The organism is Devosia soli (assembly GCF_000970455.1).
In the GTDB taxonomy this organism is placed as follows: Bacteria; Pseudomonadota; Alphaproteobacteria; order Rhizobiales; family Devosiaceae; genus Devosia; species Devosia soli.
In genome coordinates, this window is record NZ_LAJG01000001.1 from 86,567 (window position 1) to 101,936 (window position 15,370).

Annotated in this window: 12 protein-coding genes and 1 pseudogene; 4 read left to right on the forward strand and 9 right to left on the reverse strand. The window is 62.4% G+C overall.

Going from position 1 to position 15,370, the window contains the following annotated elements; genetic code table 11:
• Position 1: 1 nt before the first annotated feature.
• The 4 genes and pseudogenes from VW35_RS00390 to VW35_RS00405 all read left to right on the forward strand — a co-directional run.
• Complete coding sequence (locus VW35_RS00390) at positions 2 to 1,327, forward strand: glycoside hydrolase family 32 protein (protein ID WP_052951395.1); 1,326 nt, start codon at positions 2 to 4, stop codon at positions 1,325 to 1,327.
• A complete protein-coding gene (locus VW35_RS00395) occupies positions 1,320 to 2,699 on the forward strand; it encodes a glycoside hydrolase family protein (RefSeq protein WP_052951396.1) in 1,380 nt (459 codons plus the stop codon). The genes VW35_RS00390 and VW35_RS00395 overlap by 8 nt, the downstream gene beginning before the upstream one ends.
• A complete protein-coding gene (locus VW35_RS00400) occupies positions 2,692 to 3,696 on the forward strand; it encodes an ABC transporter ATP-binding protein (protein WP_046141049.1) in 1,005 nt (334 codons plus the stop codon). The genes VW35_RS00395 and VW35_RS00400 overlap by 8 nt, the downstream gene beginning before the upstream one ends.
• Before the next feature lie 218 nt (positions 3,697 to 3,914).
• Positions 3,915 to 4,783, forward strand: a pseudogene (locus VW35_RS00405) (IS110 family RNA-guided transposase); the annotation flags it as partial.
• A 332-nt stretch (positions 4,784 to 5,115) separates the two neighbouring features.
• On the opposite strand, the gene VW35_RS00410 reads toward VW35_RS00405, so the two are convergent.
• From VW35_RS00410 to VW35_RS00450, 9 genes are all read right to left on the reverse strand, one after another.
• The gene (locus tag VW35_RS00410) at positions 5,116 to 5,967 is read right to left on the reverse strand and encodes an alpha/beta fold hydrolase (RefSeq protein ID WP_046141079.1); all 852 of its coding nucleotides are present in this window, start codon (positions 5,965 to 5,967) and stop codon (positions 5,116 to 5,118) included.
• A gap of 723 nt (positions 5,968 to 6,690) precedes the next feature.
• Positions 6,691 to 7,155, reverse strand: coding sequence for a GAF domain-containing protein (locus tag VW35_RS22230; RefSeq protein ID WP_425283730.1), 465 nt, complete (start codon positions 7,153 to 7,155; stop codon positions 6,691 to 6,693).
• A gap of 311 nt (positions 7,156 to 7,466) precedes the next feature.
• Positions 7,467 to 8,480 (reverse strand): ABC transporter ATP-binding protein, encoded by a 1,014-nt coding sequence (locus VW35_RS00420; RefSeq protein WP_046141050.1) that lies wholly within the window; start codon positions 8,478 to 8,480, stop codon positions 7,467 to 7,469.
• A gap of 19 nt (positions 8,481 to 8,499) precedes the next feature.
• Positions 8,500 to 9,522, reverse strand: coding sequence for a zinc-binding dehydrogenase (locus VW35_RS00425; RefSeq protein ID WP_046141051.1), 1,023 nt, complete (start codon positions 9,520 to 9,522; stop codon positions 8,500 to 8,502).
• 22 nt (positions 9,523 to 9,544) lie between these two features.
• On the reverse strand, positions 9,545 to 10,363 hold the full coding sequence (locus VW35_RS00430) for a carbohydrate ABC transporter permease (RefSeq protein ID WP_046141052.1): 819 nt from the start codon (positions 10,361 to 10,363) through the stop codon (positions 9,545 to 9,547).
• Entirely contained in the window at positions 10,360 to 11,220 is an 861-nt protein-coding gene (locus VW35_RS00435) for a carbohydrate ABC transporter permease (protein ID WP_046141053.1), read from the reverse strand. Before VW35_RS00435 ends, VW35_RS00430 begins: the two co-directional genes overlap by 4 nt.
• A 68-nt stretch (positions 11,221 to 11,288) precedes the next feature.
• Positions 11,289 to 12,593, reverse strand: a complete 1,305-nt coding sequence (locus VW35_RS20315; protein ID WP_052951399.1) for an ABC transporter substrate-binding protein — start codon at positions 12,591 to 12,593, stop codon at positions 11,289 to 11,291.
• Positions 12,594 to 12,637: 44 nt separating this feature from the next.
• A complete protein-coding gene (locus tag VW35_RS00445) occupies positions 12,638 to 13,465 on the reverse strand; it encodes a sugar phosphate isomerase/epimerase family protein (protein WP_046141054.1) in 828 nt (275 codons plus the stop codon).
• Positions 13,466 to 13,643: 178 nt separating this feature from the next.
• Positions 13,644 to 15,308: an ABC transporter substrate-binding protein gene (locus VW35_RS00450; RefSeq protein WP_200896851.1), complete on the reverse strand. Its 1,665-nt coding sequence runs from the start codon at positions 15,306 to 15,308 to the stop codon at positions 13,644 to 13,646.
• Positions 15,309 to 15,370: the final 62 nt, after the last annotated feature.

The window sequence follows — 15,370 nt, forward strand, 5'->3', positions numbered from 1 at the left end:
CATGACTGAAAAATTCCGCCCCAACCTGCATTTTTCCCCGCGCTCCGGCTGGATGAACGATCCAAATGGCATGATCCGCAAAGACGGCGTCTGGCACCTGTTCTTCCAGCATGATCCCGACAGCATTGCCCACGGGCCGATGCATTGGGGCCACGCCACCAGCACCGATCTCGCCCATTGGGACGAACAGCCCGTCGCGCTCTATCCCACCGATCTGGGCACCTGCTTTTCCGGCAGCGCCATCGAGACTGATGACGGGGTGAAACTCTTCTACACCGCCCATAGCCGCACCCCTGCGGGTGCGGACTACCAGGTCCAGTGTCTTGTCCATGCCGATGCCGATGTCGGCGTTTTCGAGAGCGATGCCGCCAATCCGGTGGTGCCCAATCCCGGCCTGACGGCGTTCCGCGACCCCAAGGTCATCTGGCACGCCGCCAGCGGCAAATGGGTGATGCTGGTCACTGAAGGCCAGTCCATCGGCTTTTATGGCTCTGCCGATCTCAAGAACTGGACCCATCTCTCCAGCTTCGGTGAAACCCATGGCCGCCATAGCGAGGGCCCATGGGAATGCCCCGACATGGTGCCGCTGACGGCGCCCGATGGCAGCGTGGTCTGGGTGCTGATCGTCGGCCTCAATCCCGGCGGCTATGCGCTGGGTTCGGGTACCCAGTATTTCCTTGGCCAGTTCGACGGCACCACCTTCACCAATGCCAATGGGCCCGATACTGAGCTCTGGCTCGACTATGGCCGCGACTACTACGCCGCCCAGTCCTTCTTCGAGCGCAACGGCACCGAGACACCCACCGCCATCGCCTGGGCCAGCAACTGGCTTTATGCCCGCCAGACCCGTACCGAAGCGTTCCGTGGGGTCATGTCGCTGCCGCGCGAATTGCGACTGGTCGATACGCCGGATGGCCTGCGCGTCGCTTGCCACGTTCCGGCCATTGCGGAAGCCGGTATTGCCGAAGCCGTGCTGCCGGGCACCAACCGCACCGACCTCATGGCCGATCTCAAAATCGGCGATGAACTGGTGATCACCCTGTTTGGTGAGCGTGAACCGAGCTTCATCGTCCACCGCGCCAGCAAGAACCGAGGCCGCATCCGCACCATTCGCCATGCGCTCGACGGGCTCGACCACTTCGCTCATGACTATGCGGTCGATCTGCCCTGGCCCGAAAACGGCGTGCTCGATCTCACTGTCTATGTTGATCGCGGCCTGGTTGAACTCAGCGCTGCCGATGGACTGGTGTGGATCACCAATCTGTTCTTCCCGGCCGATCCGGAAGCCCCGCTTGCCGTGCGCCTGCTGGAGCCGGCCAATGCGTAGCCTTCTCGCCGCATTGCTCCTGGGCACGTGCACCACCGTTCAGGCGGCGCCGCTCTATTTCGCCGGCGAAGTGGCCGGCGTTGGCGATCCCAATCCCTTTTTCGAAGACGGCACCTATTCGGTGTTCTACCTGCAGAACCAGGGCCGCCACCCTTGGTTCGTGTCGCAGACATCCGATCTCCAGAACTGGTCCAAGCCCGTCAAAGCTGTCCCGGTTGGCGAACCGGGCGCGCCCGATTACTGGACCGGCAGCGGCAGTGTCATTGCCGACCCCACGGGCGGCTATCGCCTTTACTACACCGGCCACGATCCGGAAGGCAGGCCGAAGGAAGTCACCATGGAGGCCCGCGCCGCAACGCTGGTCGGGCCCTGGACCAAGATCCCCAAAACAACCTTCGCCGGCCTTCCCATTTATGACGAATGGGATTTTCGCGATCCCTTCGTGTTCTGGAACGAGGATGCCGACGCCTGGTGGATGCTGCTGACGACGCGGCATGACGGCAAGGCCGCCATCGGCCTATACACCTCTCCCGACCTGGGCAGCTGGACCCCCGCTGACCCGATCTACGCCGAAGAGTCGCCCCTCAATCTCGAAGTGCCCGACCTGTTCAGTGAGGGCGATGACTGGTTCCTGCTCTATTCCGACCAGCGCGACAGTTCCCGCCAGGTCCGCTATCTCACGGCTGCGACCAGCGTCGGGCCCTATGCCTATGGTCCCTACGATGCCCTGGATGGCCGCAGCTTCTACGCCGGCAAGTCCGCAGGCACGGGCGATGACCGCCTGCTGTTCGGCTGGGTGGCACACAAAAACCTGCGCAAGGACGCGATGAACCTCGTCTGGGGTGGCGATCTCATCATGCACGCGCTCAAGCGCACCGATGATGGTGCCCTCGCGGTCAGCCTTCCCGAGGGCCTCGCCAACCAGTTCGATACCGCGCGCGCGACGCTGTCGCGGGAAAACCTCGAGATCGGCATACCCGACACGGCCTTGCGCGCTCGCGCCGCGCTTTCGGTCGAACCCGGTACCCGCTTCGGCCTCAGTTTCACCGCCACCAATTCGGGCCGAGTCAGCACGCTGGAAATCGACACGGCCAAGGGCGAAGCGGCTTTTCTCCACAATAACGACCCCAATGGCGCGCCGCGCGTCGCCTTTCCGCCCAGCGCTGACGGGGCCTTCACGCTCGACCTGGTGGTCGATCCCGAACTGGGGCTGGGCGTCCTCTATATCAACGATTCTCGCGCCCTGAGCTTCCGCTACTATCGGGTGGGCGCCACCACTGTTTCGCTGTTCGCCGATGCCGGTTTCGCCACGCTCGATGGCACCGTTTCCCTGCGCAGCACCGATCGCACCGAGGAGAAGCCCAATGGCTGATGTCGTCTTTACCGCCGTCCAGAAACGCTACGGCGCCGTCGAGATCATTCCCGGTCTCGATCTCACCATCCCCGATGGCTCCTTCACCGTCTTGGTCGGGCCGTCCGGCTGCGGCAAGTCCACCCTGTTGCGCATGATTGCCGGCCTCGAAGAGGTCTCGGGCGGCTCGATCCATATCGGAGGCGAAGACGTCACCACCCGCGATCCCTCCCAGCGTGGCATCGCCATGGTGTTCCAGTCCTACGCGCTCTACCCGCATATGAGTGTCGCCGACAATATCGGCTTCGGCCTCAAACTCTCGGACATGCCAAAGGCAGAGATCGCGACGCGGGTGCAGGATGCGGCAGACACGCTGCAGCTCACTCATCTGCTCGATCGCAAACCTAAACAATTGTCCGGCGGCCAGCGCCAGCGCGTCGCCATTGGCCGCGCCATCGTGCGCAAGCCAAAGGTGTTCCTGTTCGACGAACCGCTGTCCAATCTCGACGCGGCCCTGCGTGCCCAGATGCGCGTCGAACTGGCCGAACTGCACAGTCGCATCGGCGCCACGATGGTGTACGTCACCCATGACCAGGTGGAAGCCATGACCATGGCCGACCGGATCGTGGTGCTCAAGGATGGCCATATCGAGCAGGCCGGCGCGCCGATGGAGCTGTACCGCAAGCCCGCCACGCCATTCGTCGCCGGCTTCATCGGCTCCCCGAAGATGAACTTCATCACCGGAGAGGAAGCCAGGAAACTGGGCGGCGACACGGTGGGCATTCGTCCCGAGCACTTGCGTATCACCGCGGACGCTCAGTGGCAGGTTACGGTCCGCCACGTCGAACACCTGGGCAGCGAGACTCTAATCTATGTGACTTCGGATTCTCTGGGGCCGCTTACGATCAAGACCGAGGGCGATATCGGCATAGATCCGGGGCAACAGGTTCGGGTTGGATATGACTCCGCCGATCTGCACCGATTTAAGTCCGGCGCGAGAGCGGAAGTCTACACCTGACCTGCCCAATCCGCCTGCGAGCGTACAACCCCTGCGCCTCGGTGACTGTCGGAATTTGCATTTGCTCGCTTGCCCATCACGCACCATCGACCCCCCAACCTCAACTGGCCGCATCCATACCGGCATTCGACAAAAGCTGCCTGTCCGCTACTGATGCGATGGACGGCTCTCCTCCCCCCTGCGGTAAGATCGCGGGGCTAGAGCTGAGGAGAGCTGTGATGGGCAACATTACGACGATTGGTCTGGATATCGCGAAGTCAGTGTTTCAAGTACACGGGGTGGATGCAGCGGGCGAGATTGTCGTCCGGCGGAAGCTGACGCGTGGGCGTGTGTTGGCGTTTTTCGAGAAGCTCCCGCGATGCCTAGTGGGGATCGAAGCCTGCAGCTCCTCACATTATTGGGCGAGAGAGCTCACCGCCCGAGGACATGATGTTCGACTGCTGCCGGCACAGTACGTGAAGCCGTATCTGAAGCGGCAGAAGAACGATGCAGCCGATGCTGAGGCCATCTGTGAGGCAGTGACTAGGCCCACCATGCGCTTCGTGCCGATAAAGTCGCCCGAGCAGCAAAGCGTGATGATGTTGCACCGGGTGCGGTTGATGCTCAACCGTCAGCGCACGCAGATATCGAATGCGTTGCGGTCTCACCTGGCGGAGTCGGGGTCGTTGCGCCGATCGGCCGCAATGGTGTCGAGCAACTGCTCCTCGTCGTCAATGACGAGAACGAAACCAGGGTGCCGTCTGACGCACGGCAGTGCTTGCGCATGCTCGAGGCGCAGCTCCGGGTCGTGAAGGAGCAGATTCTCGAGAACGATCGCCGCGTGCGTGCGAGCGCACGTGAGACCGAGCTTGGTCGGCGGTTGATGGAGATCCCGGGTGTAGGCCCGCTGCTGGCGAGCGCGTTTGTCGCCACCGTCGCCGATCCGCATGCGTTCAGATCTGGGCGTTGCCTCTCTGCCTGGATCGGGTTAGTGCCCAAGCAAAACTCCAGTGGCGGCAAGGAAAAGCTCGGCAGCATATCCAAAGCCGGCAATTGCTACTTGCGCCAAATGCTGGTGGTCGGAGCAATGGCGGTCATCCGCTTTGCTGAGCGCAACGGCACCAAGAGGCCGTGGCTCGTGCAACTGATGGCGCGGCGAACTTTTACGATTTGTCCAACGGCGTCTATGCAGCCGCATTGCATCAACCCAATCGGTTTGAACCGGGTAAGCAAGCTCGAGTTGAGTGCTGCGCCTCTCACTCAAATCCAATGCGATCTCTGCGAAGCGACTTGTGTCCAGATAGAGCATGGCCCATGCGCGTGTTTTGCCATCAAAGGGGTGCTCCGATTTGGACCTCGCCAGGATTGACCGCGATGACGTCTCCGCGGATAGCTTCAACTGCCCCATGCCGCTCGAGGAGCGCTGCGCGCCGGACAACACTACTCCGACACCGAACTGATCGTGGTTTCGTCTGCATACCCTTCCAGGAAGGGTATAGCAAAGTCACTGACCAGCGGTGAGCCCACAATCTCGTAGTGGGTTTGGTTCGGGATAACGGCCAAACGGCTGGCGCCGACATTCTCGCGCCGCCAGCCCCCCTCATCCGCTCCGCCCCCGAGCAGCTCGAAGAACTCCACGGCCTTGGCTATGCGGATGGAATCCCAGTCGGCGTAGATGAGCAGTGTCGGTGCCTTGACCTCGGGTATTTCCGCACTCCAGTCGTAGTCTTGAGACAAGAGACCGCCGATTTCTCTCACCGCCTCTACCCAGGTATCCGCGCCTGCTTGAGCTTTTCTCACATAGGTCTCGTGAACCGGCGTGCCGACCAAGCTCTCGGCGGCAGTGTCAGGGTCGGCGCCAATGCCTCTCATGCCGTCGAAATTATAGTCATGCCAGTTCGAAAAAGCGAAGGCGGCTGAGACGATCACCAGTCGATCGACGACGTCCGGGTGGTCGATGGCGAGCCGCAGGGCGGTGGCGCCAAGCGAATAGCCCATCACATCGGCCTTCTCGTGTCCGAGAGCCTTGATCAACTCGGCGATGTCGGTCGCCATAGCTTCGAAGGTCATCGGGCGGCCGAGCGCACCGGTTCCGCCGTGGCCTTGTAGGTCGACTCCGATCACCTGCCGATGCTGGGCAAGGCGGGCGATGTTGGGACCGAATGCTTCCAGCCAGCTCAGGCCGCCGTGGAGCAGGATGAGCGGCTCGCCTTCCCCATAGATCTGGTACCACACCTGCACGCCGTTCACGGCGGCATAGCCGCTTTCGGTTGGTTCCGGCACGTCTGACATTGCAGCCTCCTGGGCGGTAATGGGAAAGGCAGCAGCGACAGCCATTGTCGCGGCAGTGATATTAGTCCATCGATCAGGCACCACCGCGTGATATCAGCCCGCAACCACAAGATTTAGGTGGCCGGCAAGGCGGGCTGAAAGGCAGTCGAGGCCCGCAATAGCCGCAAGTCCTTTGAACGCTGCTGTATATCGCCCGATCCGTGGACGATGGTCCGTTTTCCGGATGGCTCTAAAGCCGCGCCATAACTGCTGACTTGAGATGGGGCTGGCTAAGATGCCGGCCGCAACGGTCGCGCGAAGCTGACCTGGAATGACTGTGAATCAACAGAAGCATGGTGTGCCCGCCAGCTAGCGGCCGGCCCCGCAAGGCTAAACCGGGGGCGGATGCCCAGGACAAAGCCGGCCTCGTATCGGACCTGACCACCAAGTTGGCGGTCGGACTTACACTGCCGTCGCGACCTCTTCCGGCAACCTGGACGGCCACCCGGCGCCGATGGAGTATGCCGAGCTTACTGCGCATTGCTGTATGGTATGGCGAGGCCGTGGCGGGATGTCTCCCTAGATCGTTTAAGCGCAATAACCACACGGTGCCGGTGGCGCCAGGCCGCAGGCCGGTGTTCAACGCCGCCGACCTGCTGGCGGGCGCCCTCTATGGTTTCGGCATCCCTCTATATCCTGGAAGAGGATCCCTGTCTCTCGGTGGTCCTTACAACCACCGTCTCCTCAGCGAGCTTGCCTCACACTCAGAGCAAGCCCGATTACTTGTGCTTTTTGGAACTCGCGGGCTCTCGCCAATGACCAAGATGGTTGTGAGTCGACGGTCGGCTGTGCGCCCCATTTTGGACGTTTGGGCCGCCTTTCAAACTTCCTGAAAGCGGACGTGCCGTTCAAGTCTAGGGGATGGCAATGTGCTAGCGCCGTCAAGTCCTCCAGCAGGCCCAATTCCCGCGCGGTCATGGTTCGCGGTGACGTATCGATGGCGCATACCGGGCCCAAAGTGTATCCCTCTGAAGAGACCAAGGGATAGCCCGCAAAAAACCTGATATGGGGATCACCAGTGACCAGCGGGTTGCTAGAGAACCGCAGGTCCCGGGCCGCCTCGGGGACCACCATTGCGCTTTCCTCCAGCATCGTGTGGGCGCAGAAAGAGGCCGAGCGTGGCGTCTCTCCAACCCTTAGCCGAACCAGCGACTTAAACTACTGGCGCTCTTCGTCGACGAGGGTGACTACTACAATGGGAACGTTCAGGGCGCGGCAATAATTCTCGTCAGCCGATCGAGGAATCCTCCGCGTCCGTGTCGAGAATATCGTGCTTTCGCTAGATCTGGAGGCGTTCGGCCTCATCTGGATTCAAAGGCGCCGCCACACCCTCTAGCTCCTGTCCCGCGTTCCAGACATAGTCCGATCCGACTAACAAACTCCAGCTGATTGGTCGCCGTGAATCCGACTCCGTCGCTTGGAAATCGCTTCTGACAAGACGATTGAGAGGGCCTTGGCCACTAGCGAGCCGGATCGATCCTGGCGCCTTTCGCATCAAACCGGAGGATGACCTGCTCGCTCGCCTGAAGCACGACGGCGTCGCCATGCTCGAACGCTGCAGTGCCCGGTAAGCGGGCGATCATCGGCTCTTCCAAGCCGATGTCCACATAAACATAGGACTCCGAGCCTAGGTGTTCCGTGCGCAGTACCGTTCCCGCCCAACCATTTCCACTGGTGGCGACCGTAAGTTGTTCAGGACGCACGCCGATCGTGGTGGCAGCAAATCCTGCCGCATGTTTGCCAGTGAGAAGGTTCATCTTCGGCGACCCGATGAACCCTGCGACGAACAATGACGCGGGGCGTTCGTAGAGCTCCAGTGGCTTGCCCACCTGCTCGATCCGGCCAGCATTGAGTACGACGATTCGGTCGGCCAGGGTCATGGCTTCGACCTGATCGTGCGTCACATAGATCATCGTAGTGTCGGGGAGCGATTGCTTCAGAGTCGCAATTTCAAGGCGGGTCTGCACACGCAGGGCCGCGTCCAGATTGCTCAACGGTTCGTCGAACAAGAAGACCTTTGGATCCCGCACGATGGCGCGGCCGATGGCGACGCGCTGGCGCTGGCCGCCGGAAAGCTGTCGCGGCAATCGGTCCAGCAGGGACTCCAGCTGCAGTTTGCGGGCCGCATCGCGCACCTTGGCATCGATTTCCTCTTTGCTCAGCTTCTGGATCTTGAGCGCATAGGCCATGTTGTCGAACACGCTCATATGGGGATAGAGCGCGTAAGACTGGAATACCATGGCAATGCCGCGACGGGACGGCGCCACATTGGTCACATCCATGCCATCGATCTGCAGAGTGCCGCCGCTGACCGTCTCCAGCCCCGAGATGCACCGCAGCAGAGTCGACTTGCCGCAACCCGAAGGTCCGACAAATACCACGAATTCACCGGATGGGATCTCCAAGTTCACATTCTTGAGGATGTCGAAGGCGCCGAAGCGCTTGTCGAGATTGCGGATCATGAGTTTGGCCATGGGGCTTCTCCGGGTCGGCCTAGCGGACGAACACGGCCTTTTCGGTTTCGCGTTGATCGAAGAGGCGGAAGGCGGTCTCGGCTTCGTCGAGCCGGAACGTGTGGGTCGCGAGGCGTTCGAGGTCGATCTTGTGGGTCGACAGGGTGGACAGGATGTCCTGGTATTCGTTGATGCCGAAATACCAGGAACCCAACACGGTCAGCTGCTTGCGGATCAGCTGGTCGCTGGGACGGATGGTGGTCTGGGCATTTTCGCCGACAAAGGCCATGCGGCCGAGCGGGGCCAGCGCGTCGAGCGCCATGTTGTGCGCGGCGGTGTTGCCCGAGCAGTCAATGGCGCCTGTGAGTCCTTCGCCGGAAAATTCTCTGATGGCTTCGGCTGCCTGTGGGTCGGTGGGGTCGAGTACGAGGTCAGCGCCGAGCTTTCTGGCAAATTCCCGCCGTTCGGCGATGGGATCGAGAGCCACGACCTGCCCTCCCAGTGCCTTTGCCGCGAGCACGCCGGCTGAGCCCATGGGACCAAGACCCCAGATACCGATGCGCGAGAGGCCGTTGACACCGACCTTGCGGCACGCGGAGAACAGCGTGCCGAATGCGTCGGTGGAGATGGCCGCAGCCACAGCGGACATATGGTCCGGCACTTTCAGCAGGTTGCGCGCCGGCACCTTGATGAACTCGGCATTGCCGCCATCATAAGTGAAGCCGAGGCACTTCCATTTGGGACAGAGGTGCATGTCGCCGCGCCGGCAATGGGCGCAGACGCCGCAGCCAATGGCGAGGTAGACGGCGACGCGATCGCCCACGGCAAATTCGGTCACCGCTTCGCCCGTGGCGACAACGGTGCCTGCCGGTTCATGCCCGCAGACGAAGCCCCCGGTCGCATCCCCTCCCCCGACGACGGCATTGCCGTAATAGAGGCTGAGATCGCTGCGGCAGATGCAGGAGGCATGCATTTCGAGCAGCACGTCGTCCGGGCCAACCTCGGGCACGGGGATAGAGCGGATTTCTACCTGCTTGTTGCCGGGCAGGAAGACGGCTTGCATCTGGGACACGGAATTTCTCCTGTTACTTGACGGCGCCGGCGGTGAGGCCGCGCACAAAGGATCGCTGCATGGCGAGGAACAGCACGACGAGGGGCGCAAAGGCGATCAGACCTGCAGCGGCAATTCCGCCATAGTCGACGCCGTAGCGGCCCTGGAGGCTGGCCGCCCCCACCGTCAGCGGCTTGAGACTTTCGGTCTGGAAAACCACCAGCGGCAGCAGGTATTCCTGCCAGGCGAAGAGGAAGGTGATCAGCCCCAGGGACATGAGGCCGGGCTTGACCACCGGTACGACGATGGTGAGGAAAATCTTGAACAGGCTCGCGCCATCCATCACCGCCGCTTCGATGAGTTCGTCTGGCACGTCCTGCATGACAGTGCGCATCATGAAGACCGAGAACGGCATCAGCAGCGCGGCCTGAGGCAGGATCACGCCGATGCGGTTGTCGATGAGGCCAAGGGCCTGCAAATTCCCGTAGAGCGCCACGATCACCGAAGGTGCCGGGACAACGAGGCCGGCGAGGAACAGGCCGAAGAGCACTTCGCGGCCCCGAAAATTCATCTTGGCGAAGGCAAAGCCCGCCAAGGGCGCCGTCAACACCACCAGAACGGTGACGCTGACCGCGGTGATGACGCTGTTCATGAAGTAGGTGGCAAAACCCGCTTCGCTCCAGATGCGGGCAAAATTGGCGAAGTTGATCGGCCAGCTCAGGGTCAGCGGTCCGGAAAACAGGTCCGCCTCGCTACGGATGGCAGCCAGGAAGACCAGGTAGACCGGCACCAGCGCATAGAGCGCGAAGACCAGGAGGATCAGGTTCTGAACGAGGCGGGTACTTTTGGTCATGGCTTCCTCAGGAGGGCGAAGGCGCCGGCACTGATGGAGAGAACGATGATGAGCAGCACGACCGAAAGCGTGGCGGCGTAGCCGAAGTCACCGACGAGGAAGAAGGTCTTGTAGATGTGGGTGGTGAGCACTTCGGTGGCGTATCCCGGCCCGCCCTGGGTCGTGACCCAGACCAGGTCGAAGAAGCGCATGGCCTCGATGGCGGCATAGAGCCCGAGAAACAGGGTGGAGCCGCGCAGCAGGGGCACGGTGAGATCGCGGAACTTGCGCCACCAGCTGGCTCCATCGATCGAGGCGGCCTCGTAAAGGGCAGGATCGATCGACTGGATGGCGGCGAGGTAGATGATCACGCAGAAACCGAAGAAGGTCCAGGCGCCCACGACGTTGAGCGAGAGCAGCGCAGTATTGTCCTGGGCCAGCCAAGCGCCGGCCAGCCCGCCGAGTCCAACCGCCTCGAGCCCGAAATTGAGCAGGCCGAAAATGGGATTGTAGATCCAGCCCCAGATGATGCCGGCAACCACCAGCGGGATCGTCCGAGGGATGAAATAGATCGCGCCCAGCCAGCGCACGACATTGGCGTTGCGCTCGGCCAGGATGGCCGCGATGACCAGCCCGGCAAGCAGCGGAAAGGCCAGGGTCAGTACCACCCAGATGGCATTGTGCCAAAGCGCGGTCCAGAACACGCCGTCGCCGAGCAGCCGCCCATAGTTGGCGAGGCCGATGAAGTCGCCGGCAATGCCGTTGTCCCAGTCGAAGAAGCTGAAGCCGAAGACCTGCAGGATGGGCAGGCCGACGAACAGCAAGTAGAGGGCCAGTGAAGGCGCCAGAAATAGATAAGCGGATCGGGTGGTCAGCATGGCGCACTCGCATCATGGACGGGGGAGGCGGGCTCTCATGAGAGCCCGCCTTCGGGGAGCAAGGGCGGTCAGGGCACCCAGCGCTCGCCGTTGTCAATGGCCGTCTGCCAGGCCGTATCCATCGCGCCGAGGAACTCATCGGCTGTGGCATCGCCGCCAATAAGGCGCTGCAATTCGGCATAGAGCACCTGGGTGACGCTTTCCGGCAGGGTCGTGTGGAGGTCGTAGAAGTTGGCGTCCGGCGTCGCGAGGCCCTGGCTGTAGAACGACTTGACGATGGGCAGTGCGTCCCACTGCTCGAGTTCCTCGGGGGTGGTGCCAATGGGGACAAGGAAGCCCTTTTCAACCCAGACTTCGCGGCTGGCCGGCGAAATCAGACAGTCGATGTAAGCCGCGGCAGCGTCCTTCACTTCCTGGCTGGCATTGGCCGAGACCTGCCATTGCGAACCTTCGCCCCACATCGTGCCGGGCGCTACGCCATCGGCGACCGGGGGCAGCATGAAGACGCCGAGATCGAAGGAGGCGCCCCTGGCCATGTCCTGGAGCACCCAGGTGCCGGTGATGGTCATTGCGGCCCGGCCGGACAGGAACAGCGCATTGGCCTCGTCATAACCGATGCCATTGAAGCCGTTGGGGAAGTAGCCGTTCTCGGCCCAGGACTGGAAGGTCTCTGCCGCCAGCTTGAACTGCTCGTTGGCCCAGGGCGTGTCGCCGAAAAGGACCTCTTCCTCCACGGCCTTGCCGGCCGAAAGGCCGAGCAGGAGGCTCAGCGTATTGGTGGCCGGCCAGCGGTCGCGATTGCCGAAGGCGATTGGCGTAATACCCTTTTCCTTGAATGCTTCGGCCGCGGCCTGGAATTCGGCATAGGTGGTGGGCACGGCGATGCCGTTTTCCTCGAACAGTGCCGGGTTGTAATAAACCCCCATCAGGTCCTGCTCCATGGGCACGCCATAGATGGCGCCCTCGAAGCTGTTGCGACCGCGATAGAAGTCGTTGATGCCCTCCCAGCCATACTGCTCATAATAGTCGTCGAGCGGCGCCAGTGCGCCGACCCGCGCATAGCCGGCCAGCACGGATGCGGCGGGCCAGGTGTAGGCGAGGTCGGGGGTCTTGTTGGCCGAGACGGCGAGGCGATAGCTGTCACGGATGCCGATCGAGGGCGCAATGGTCCGCAGCACGGTGGCGCCACCGAGATCGGGCTCGCAGGTGCCGATCAACTCGTCCATTGCCGGGCCGGCCGCCGTGATACCGGCCATGGCGAACTGGTCCCATTGGGTCACCACGGTCTGGGCCGTGGCGGCCTGGACCGAAACGCTGGCAACAAGACCGGCGGCAAGCAGGACGGGCAGCGAGCCTCGGGGTAAAAGTGTCATAGTTTCCTCCTTCTATGAGCAGTCGTGATCGGGTGTTGGCGCTTTCAGACCAGCAAAGACCGGATATAGTCATGGGCGCGCCGGGCCAGGTCGTCCGGCTCCACATTGCGGCGATTGAAGCCGATCTCCATAGTGAGATAGCCGTCAAAGCCCTCGGCCTTAAGGGCGTCGAGCAGGCTCCGGTAATCCACCACGCCGCTGCCGGGCGGTTCCCGGTTCACGTCGGCAAGGTGGATATGGGTTAGGTCCCGGCCCAGGCGATGCACGTAGTCGGTGGGCACTTCGTTGCGGTAGAGCGTATGGAACGTGTCGAACATTGCCTTGACGTTTGGCAGGTCGACCTGTGCAAGCATCGCGATAAGGTCATCGCAATCGTCGACGAGATTGCTGTCCGACGCCGTGGGTTCGACCGCAACGGTGATACCCAGCGGCCGGGCAAATTCGGCGATCTCGCGCAAGGCATCGCGGCTCCAGGCCCAGGCCTGCTCGCGGCTGGTGCCATAGACCTGCCAGCCGGCGACATAGAGCAGCGTCTTGCCACCCCATTCCGCACAGAGTTCGGCGACCTGCTTGTACTGATCGATGGCGCCAGCGCGCTCCAGGGGATTGGCGGAAGCGACATTGAAGCCCGGACCGCCACCCGGAGCAGGGAGCATGCTCGAAACGGCCAGGCCGTTGTCATCAAGGACTTGGCGAATTTCGCGGCGGCGTTCCTTGGTCAGATATTCGGGATAGGCATGGGGGCTGGCGGCGCCGATTTCGATGCCATCATAGCCGATGCGTGCAAGGCGCTTGATAACCTCTTCGAGCGGGTAGGCCGGCACCCAGACCGGAAAGCTCGAATAGACCCAGGTGTTGAATGCCAGTTTCAAAAGGCTGTCCTCCTTCAGGCAAGGCAGTATCGTCCCGGGAATCTGCGATTCCTCAGATGGAGCCGGCGTTCTGCGCGCCGGATTTGCTTTGCGTTTGTCCCTATGGCTTACGGCACTACATCGCGTCGCAACAGCCGCAAAAATGTCCAGATTGGACAGATTGCAGTGACATTGGGCGTCAGACGGGATCGAGGCCCCGCATGACCGTTTCGGCGCGGTTCTGTGCGCTGTTCAAGGCTTCGGCGCGGCTCTTGCGGCCGCTGAGCATATCGTGGAGTTCCTCTCCGGCTATCGTGATCAAGGCTGAAATGCCAGGCACCGGTGGGCGCGGCCAGGCGCGCAGCACACCCTGGCGAGCAATGGTATCGACGATGCCGATAACCGGCGACATCGCCTGGACTTCGGGGTCGCGATTGACGCTGAAGCGCGGGCTGGCAAGGCTGCCATTGGTCATGAACAACTTGGCGGCGCTTGCCGATGTCAGGGCCGCCAGGGCTGCCCAGGCCGGCGCGACCCGGTCCGGCGCGATATTGCTCGGAATTGCCAGGGCGTAGCCGCCCAAAGGAGAAATCGGCCGGCCCGTCAGCCCGGTGGGCTGAGGCAGGTACCCGGTCTTTCCATAGGCTGGCGAGCTTGCGTCGCGCTCGAAGAGGTTGACAAGCAGGGTGTGGGCATAGGCCAGTGCCGTATTGCCGCTGGCATAGGCGCGCGCGCGATCGTACCAGGTCATGGAAAGGATGCCCGGCGGCGATACCGACAGGAGGGATTGCAGATAATCGGCCGCTGCGTGGGCCGCATCGCTGTCGAACATGGGACGCAGGTGAGCCTCTGTCATGTCCTCGGGCCGAAAGCCATCGGCCACCCGCTCCAGGTTGACGATGGGCTGGCCATGGGCCGCCATGGTCACCATGAATGTGTGGCCAAGGGCGGTGCCACGCCCGCCATTCCAGGCAATGCCGAACCGGCCGCGCTCCGGCGCATGCATGGCCTTGGCGACGGCAAGCGTCTCCGCGGCCGTCCGCGGCGGCGCGAGGCCCGCCGCTTCGAGGAGGTCCGTGCGGTAAACGAGAAGTTCGGCGGTGCTCAAAAGAGGGATTCCATATTGAGCGTCGCGGCGGCGGGCACTGGCCATCGCATCGGGCAGGAAATCGGAAATATCCATGTCCGACTGCGCGATCAGATCATCGAGCGGGCGGAGACGGCCACGCTGCACCATGTCGCCGAACCAGGGCAGGTCGCAGGCTATTATGTCATAGGCAGAGCCCGGGCGTTGTCCGTTCTGGACAATTTCCGCACGCAGGCGATCGATCGACAGGGCCTTGGACTGGATCGGGACACCCAGGATCATTTCGAACTGGCGCTTGAGCGTGTTCATGGCCATGAATGTCGGATCGGCATGGACCAACAAGCGCAGTCCGCGCGGCAGGGCCAGCTTGCTTTCCAGCACTGTGGGTGGCGGGATGACGGCCGCGATGTCGGCGACCGGCTTGCCCTGGGTCCGTGCCCCATCGCCGCTGGCCTGTTCGATGAGGCGGCGCGTGTGCCCGGCAAAGATCTGCCACCGGCGCAGCAGTTCCGAAGACGGATGCAGCGAAAAGGAACGGCCCGTCGTCGTCCGCGGCCGCCGGACCAGAATGCCTTCCGCAATCAGTCCCTCGATGGTCCTGAAGGCGGTGCCATAACTGAGACCGGACGCTGCGGCCAGGGAAGACATGGTCGTCAATCGACCGCCGACGTGGTTATGCATGACATGAAGCACGATGCCCAGGTCGCGGGAGTCTATGCCCAGATGATCGTTGCTCGTGCTGCGCAGGGCGTCGACGAACTCGATGGTCTGCAGCATGCCCATATTCGAGGCCGGCCGGACTGGGGAAGGATCCTGAGCCTCATAGGGCCCCTCCGGCA

Coding starts and splice junctions, on each gene's coding strand:
- VW35_RS20315 (WP_052951399.1), bottom strand. CDS start 12,593: ATGACACTTTTACCCCGAGGCTCGCTGCCCGTCCTGCTTGCCGCCGGT.
- VW35_RS00400 (WP_046141049.1), top strand. CDS start 2,692: ATGGCTGATGTCGTCTTTACCGCCGTCCAGAAACGCTACGGCGCCGTC.
- VW35_RS00395 (WP_052951396.1), top strand. CDS start 1,320: ATGCGTAGCCTTCTCGCCGCATTGCTCCTGGGCACGTGCACCACCGTT.
- VW35_RS00450 (WP_200896851.1), bottom strand. CDS start 15,308: ATGCTGCAGACCATCGAGTTCGTCGACGCCCTGCGCAGCACGAGCAAC.
- VW35_RS00410 (WP_046141079.1), bottom strand. CDS start 5,967: ATGTCAGACGTGCCGGAACCAACCGAAAGCGGCTATGCCGCCGTGAAC.
- VW35_RS00430 (WP_046141052.1), bottom strand. CDS start 10,363: ATGACCAAAAGTACCCGCCTCGTTCAGAACCTGATCCTCCTGGTCTTC.
- VW35_RS00435 (WP_046141053.1), bottom strand. CDS start 11,220: ATGCTGACCACCCGATCCGCTTATCTATTTCTGGCGCCTTCACTGGCC.
- VW35_RS00425 (WP_046141051.1), bottom strand. CDS start 9,522: ATGCAAGCCGTCTTCCTGCCCGGCAACAAGCAGGTAGAAATCCGCTCT.
- VW35_RS00420 (WP_046141050.1), bottom strand. CDS start 8,480: ATGGCCAAACTCATGATCCGCAATCTCGACAAGCGCTTCGGCGCCTTC.
- VW35_RS00390 (WP_052951395.1), top strand. CDS start 2: ATGACTGAAAAATTCCGCCCCAACCTGCATTTTTCCCCGCGCTCCGGC.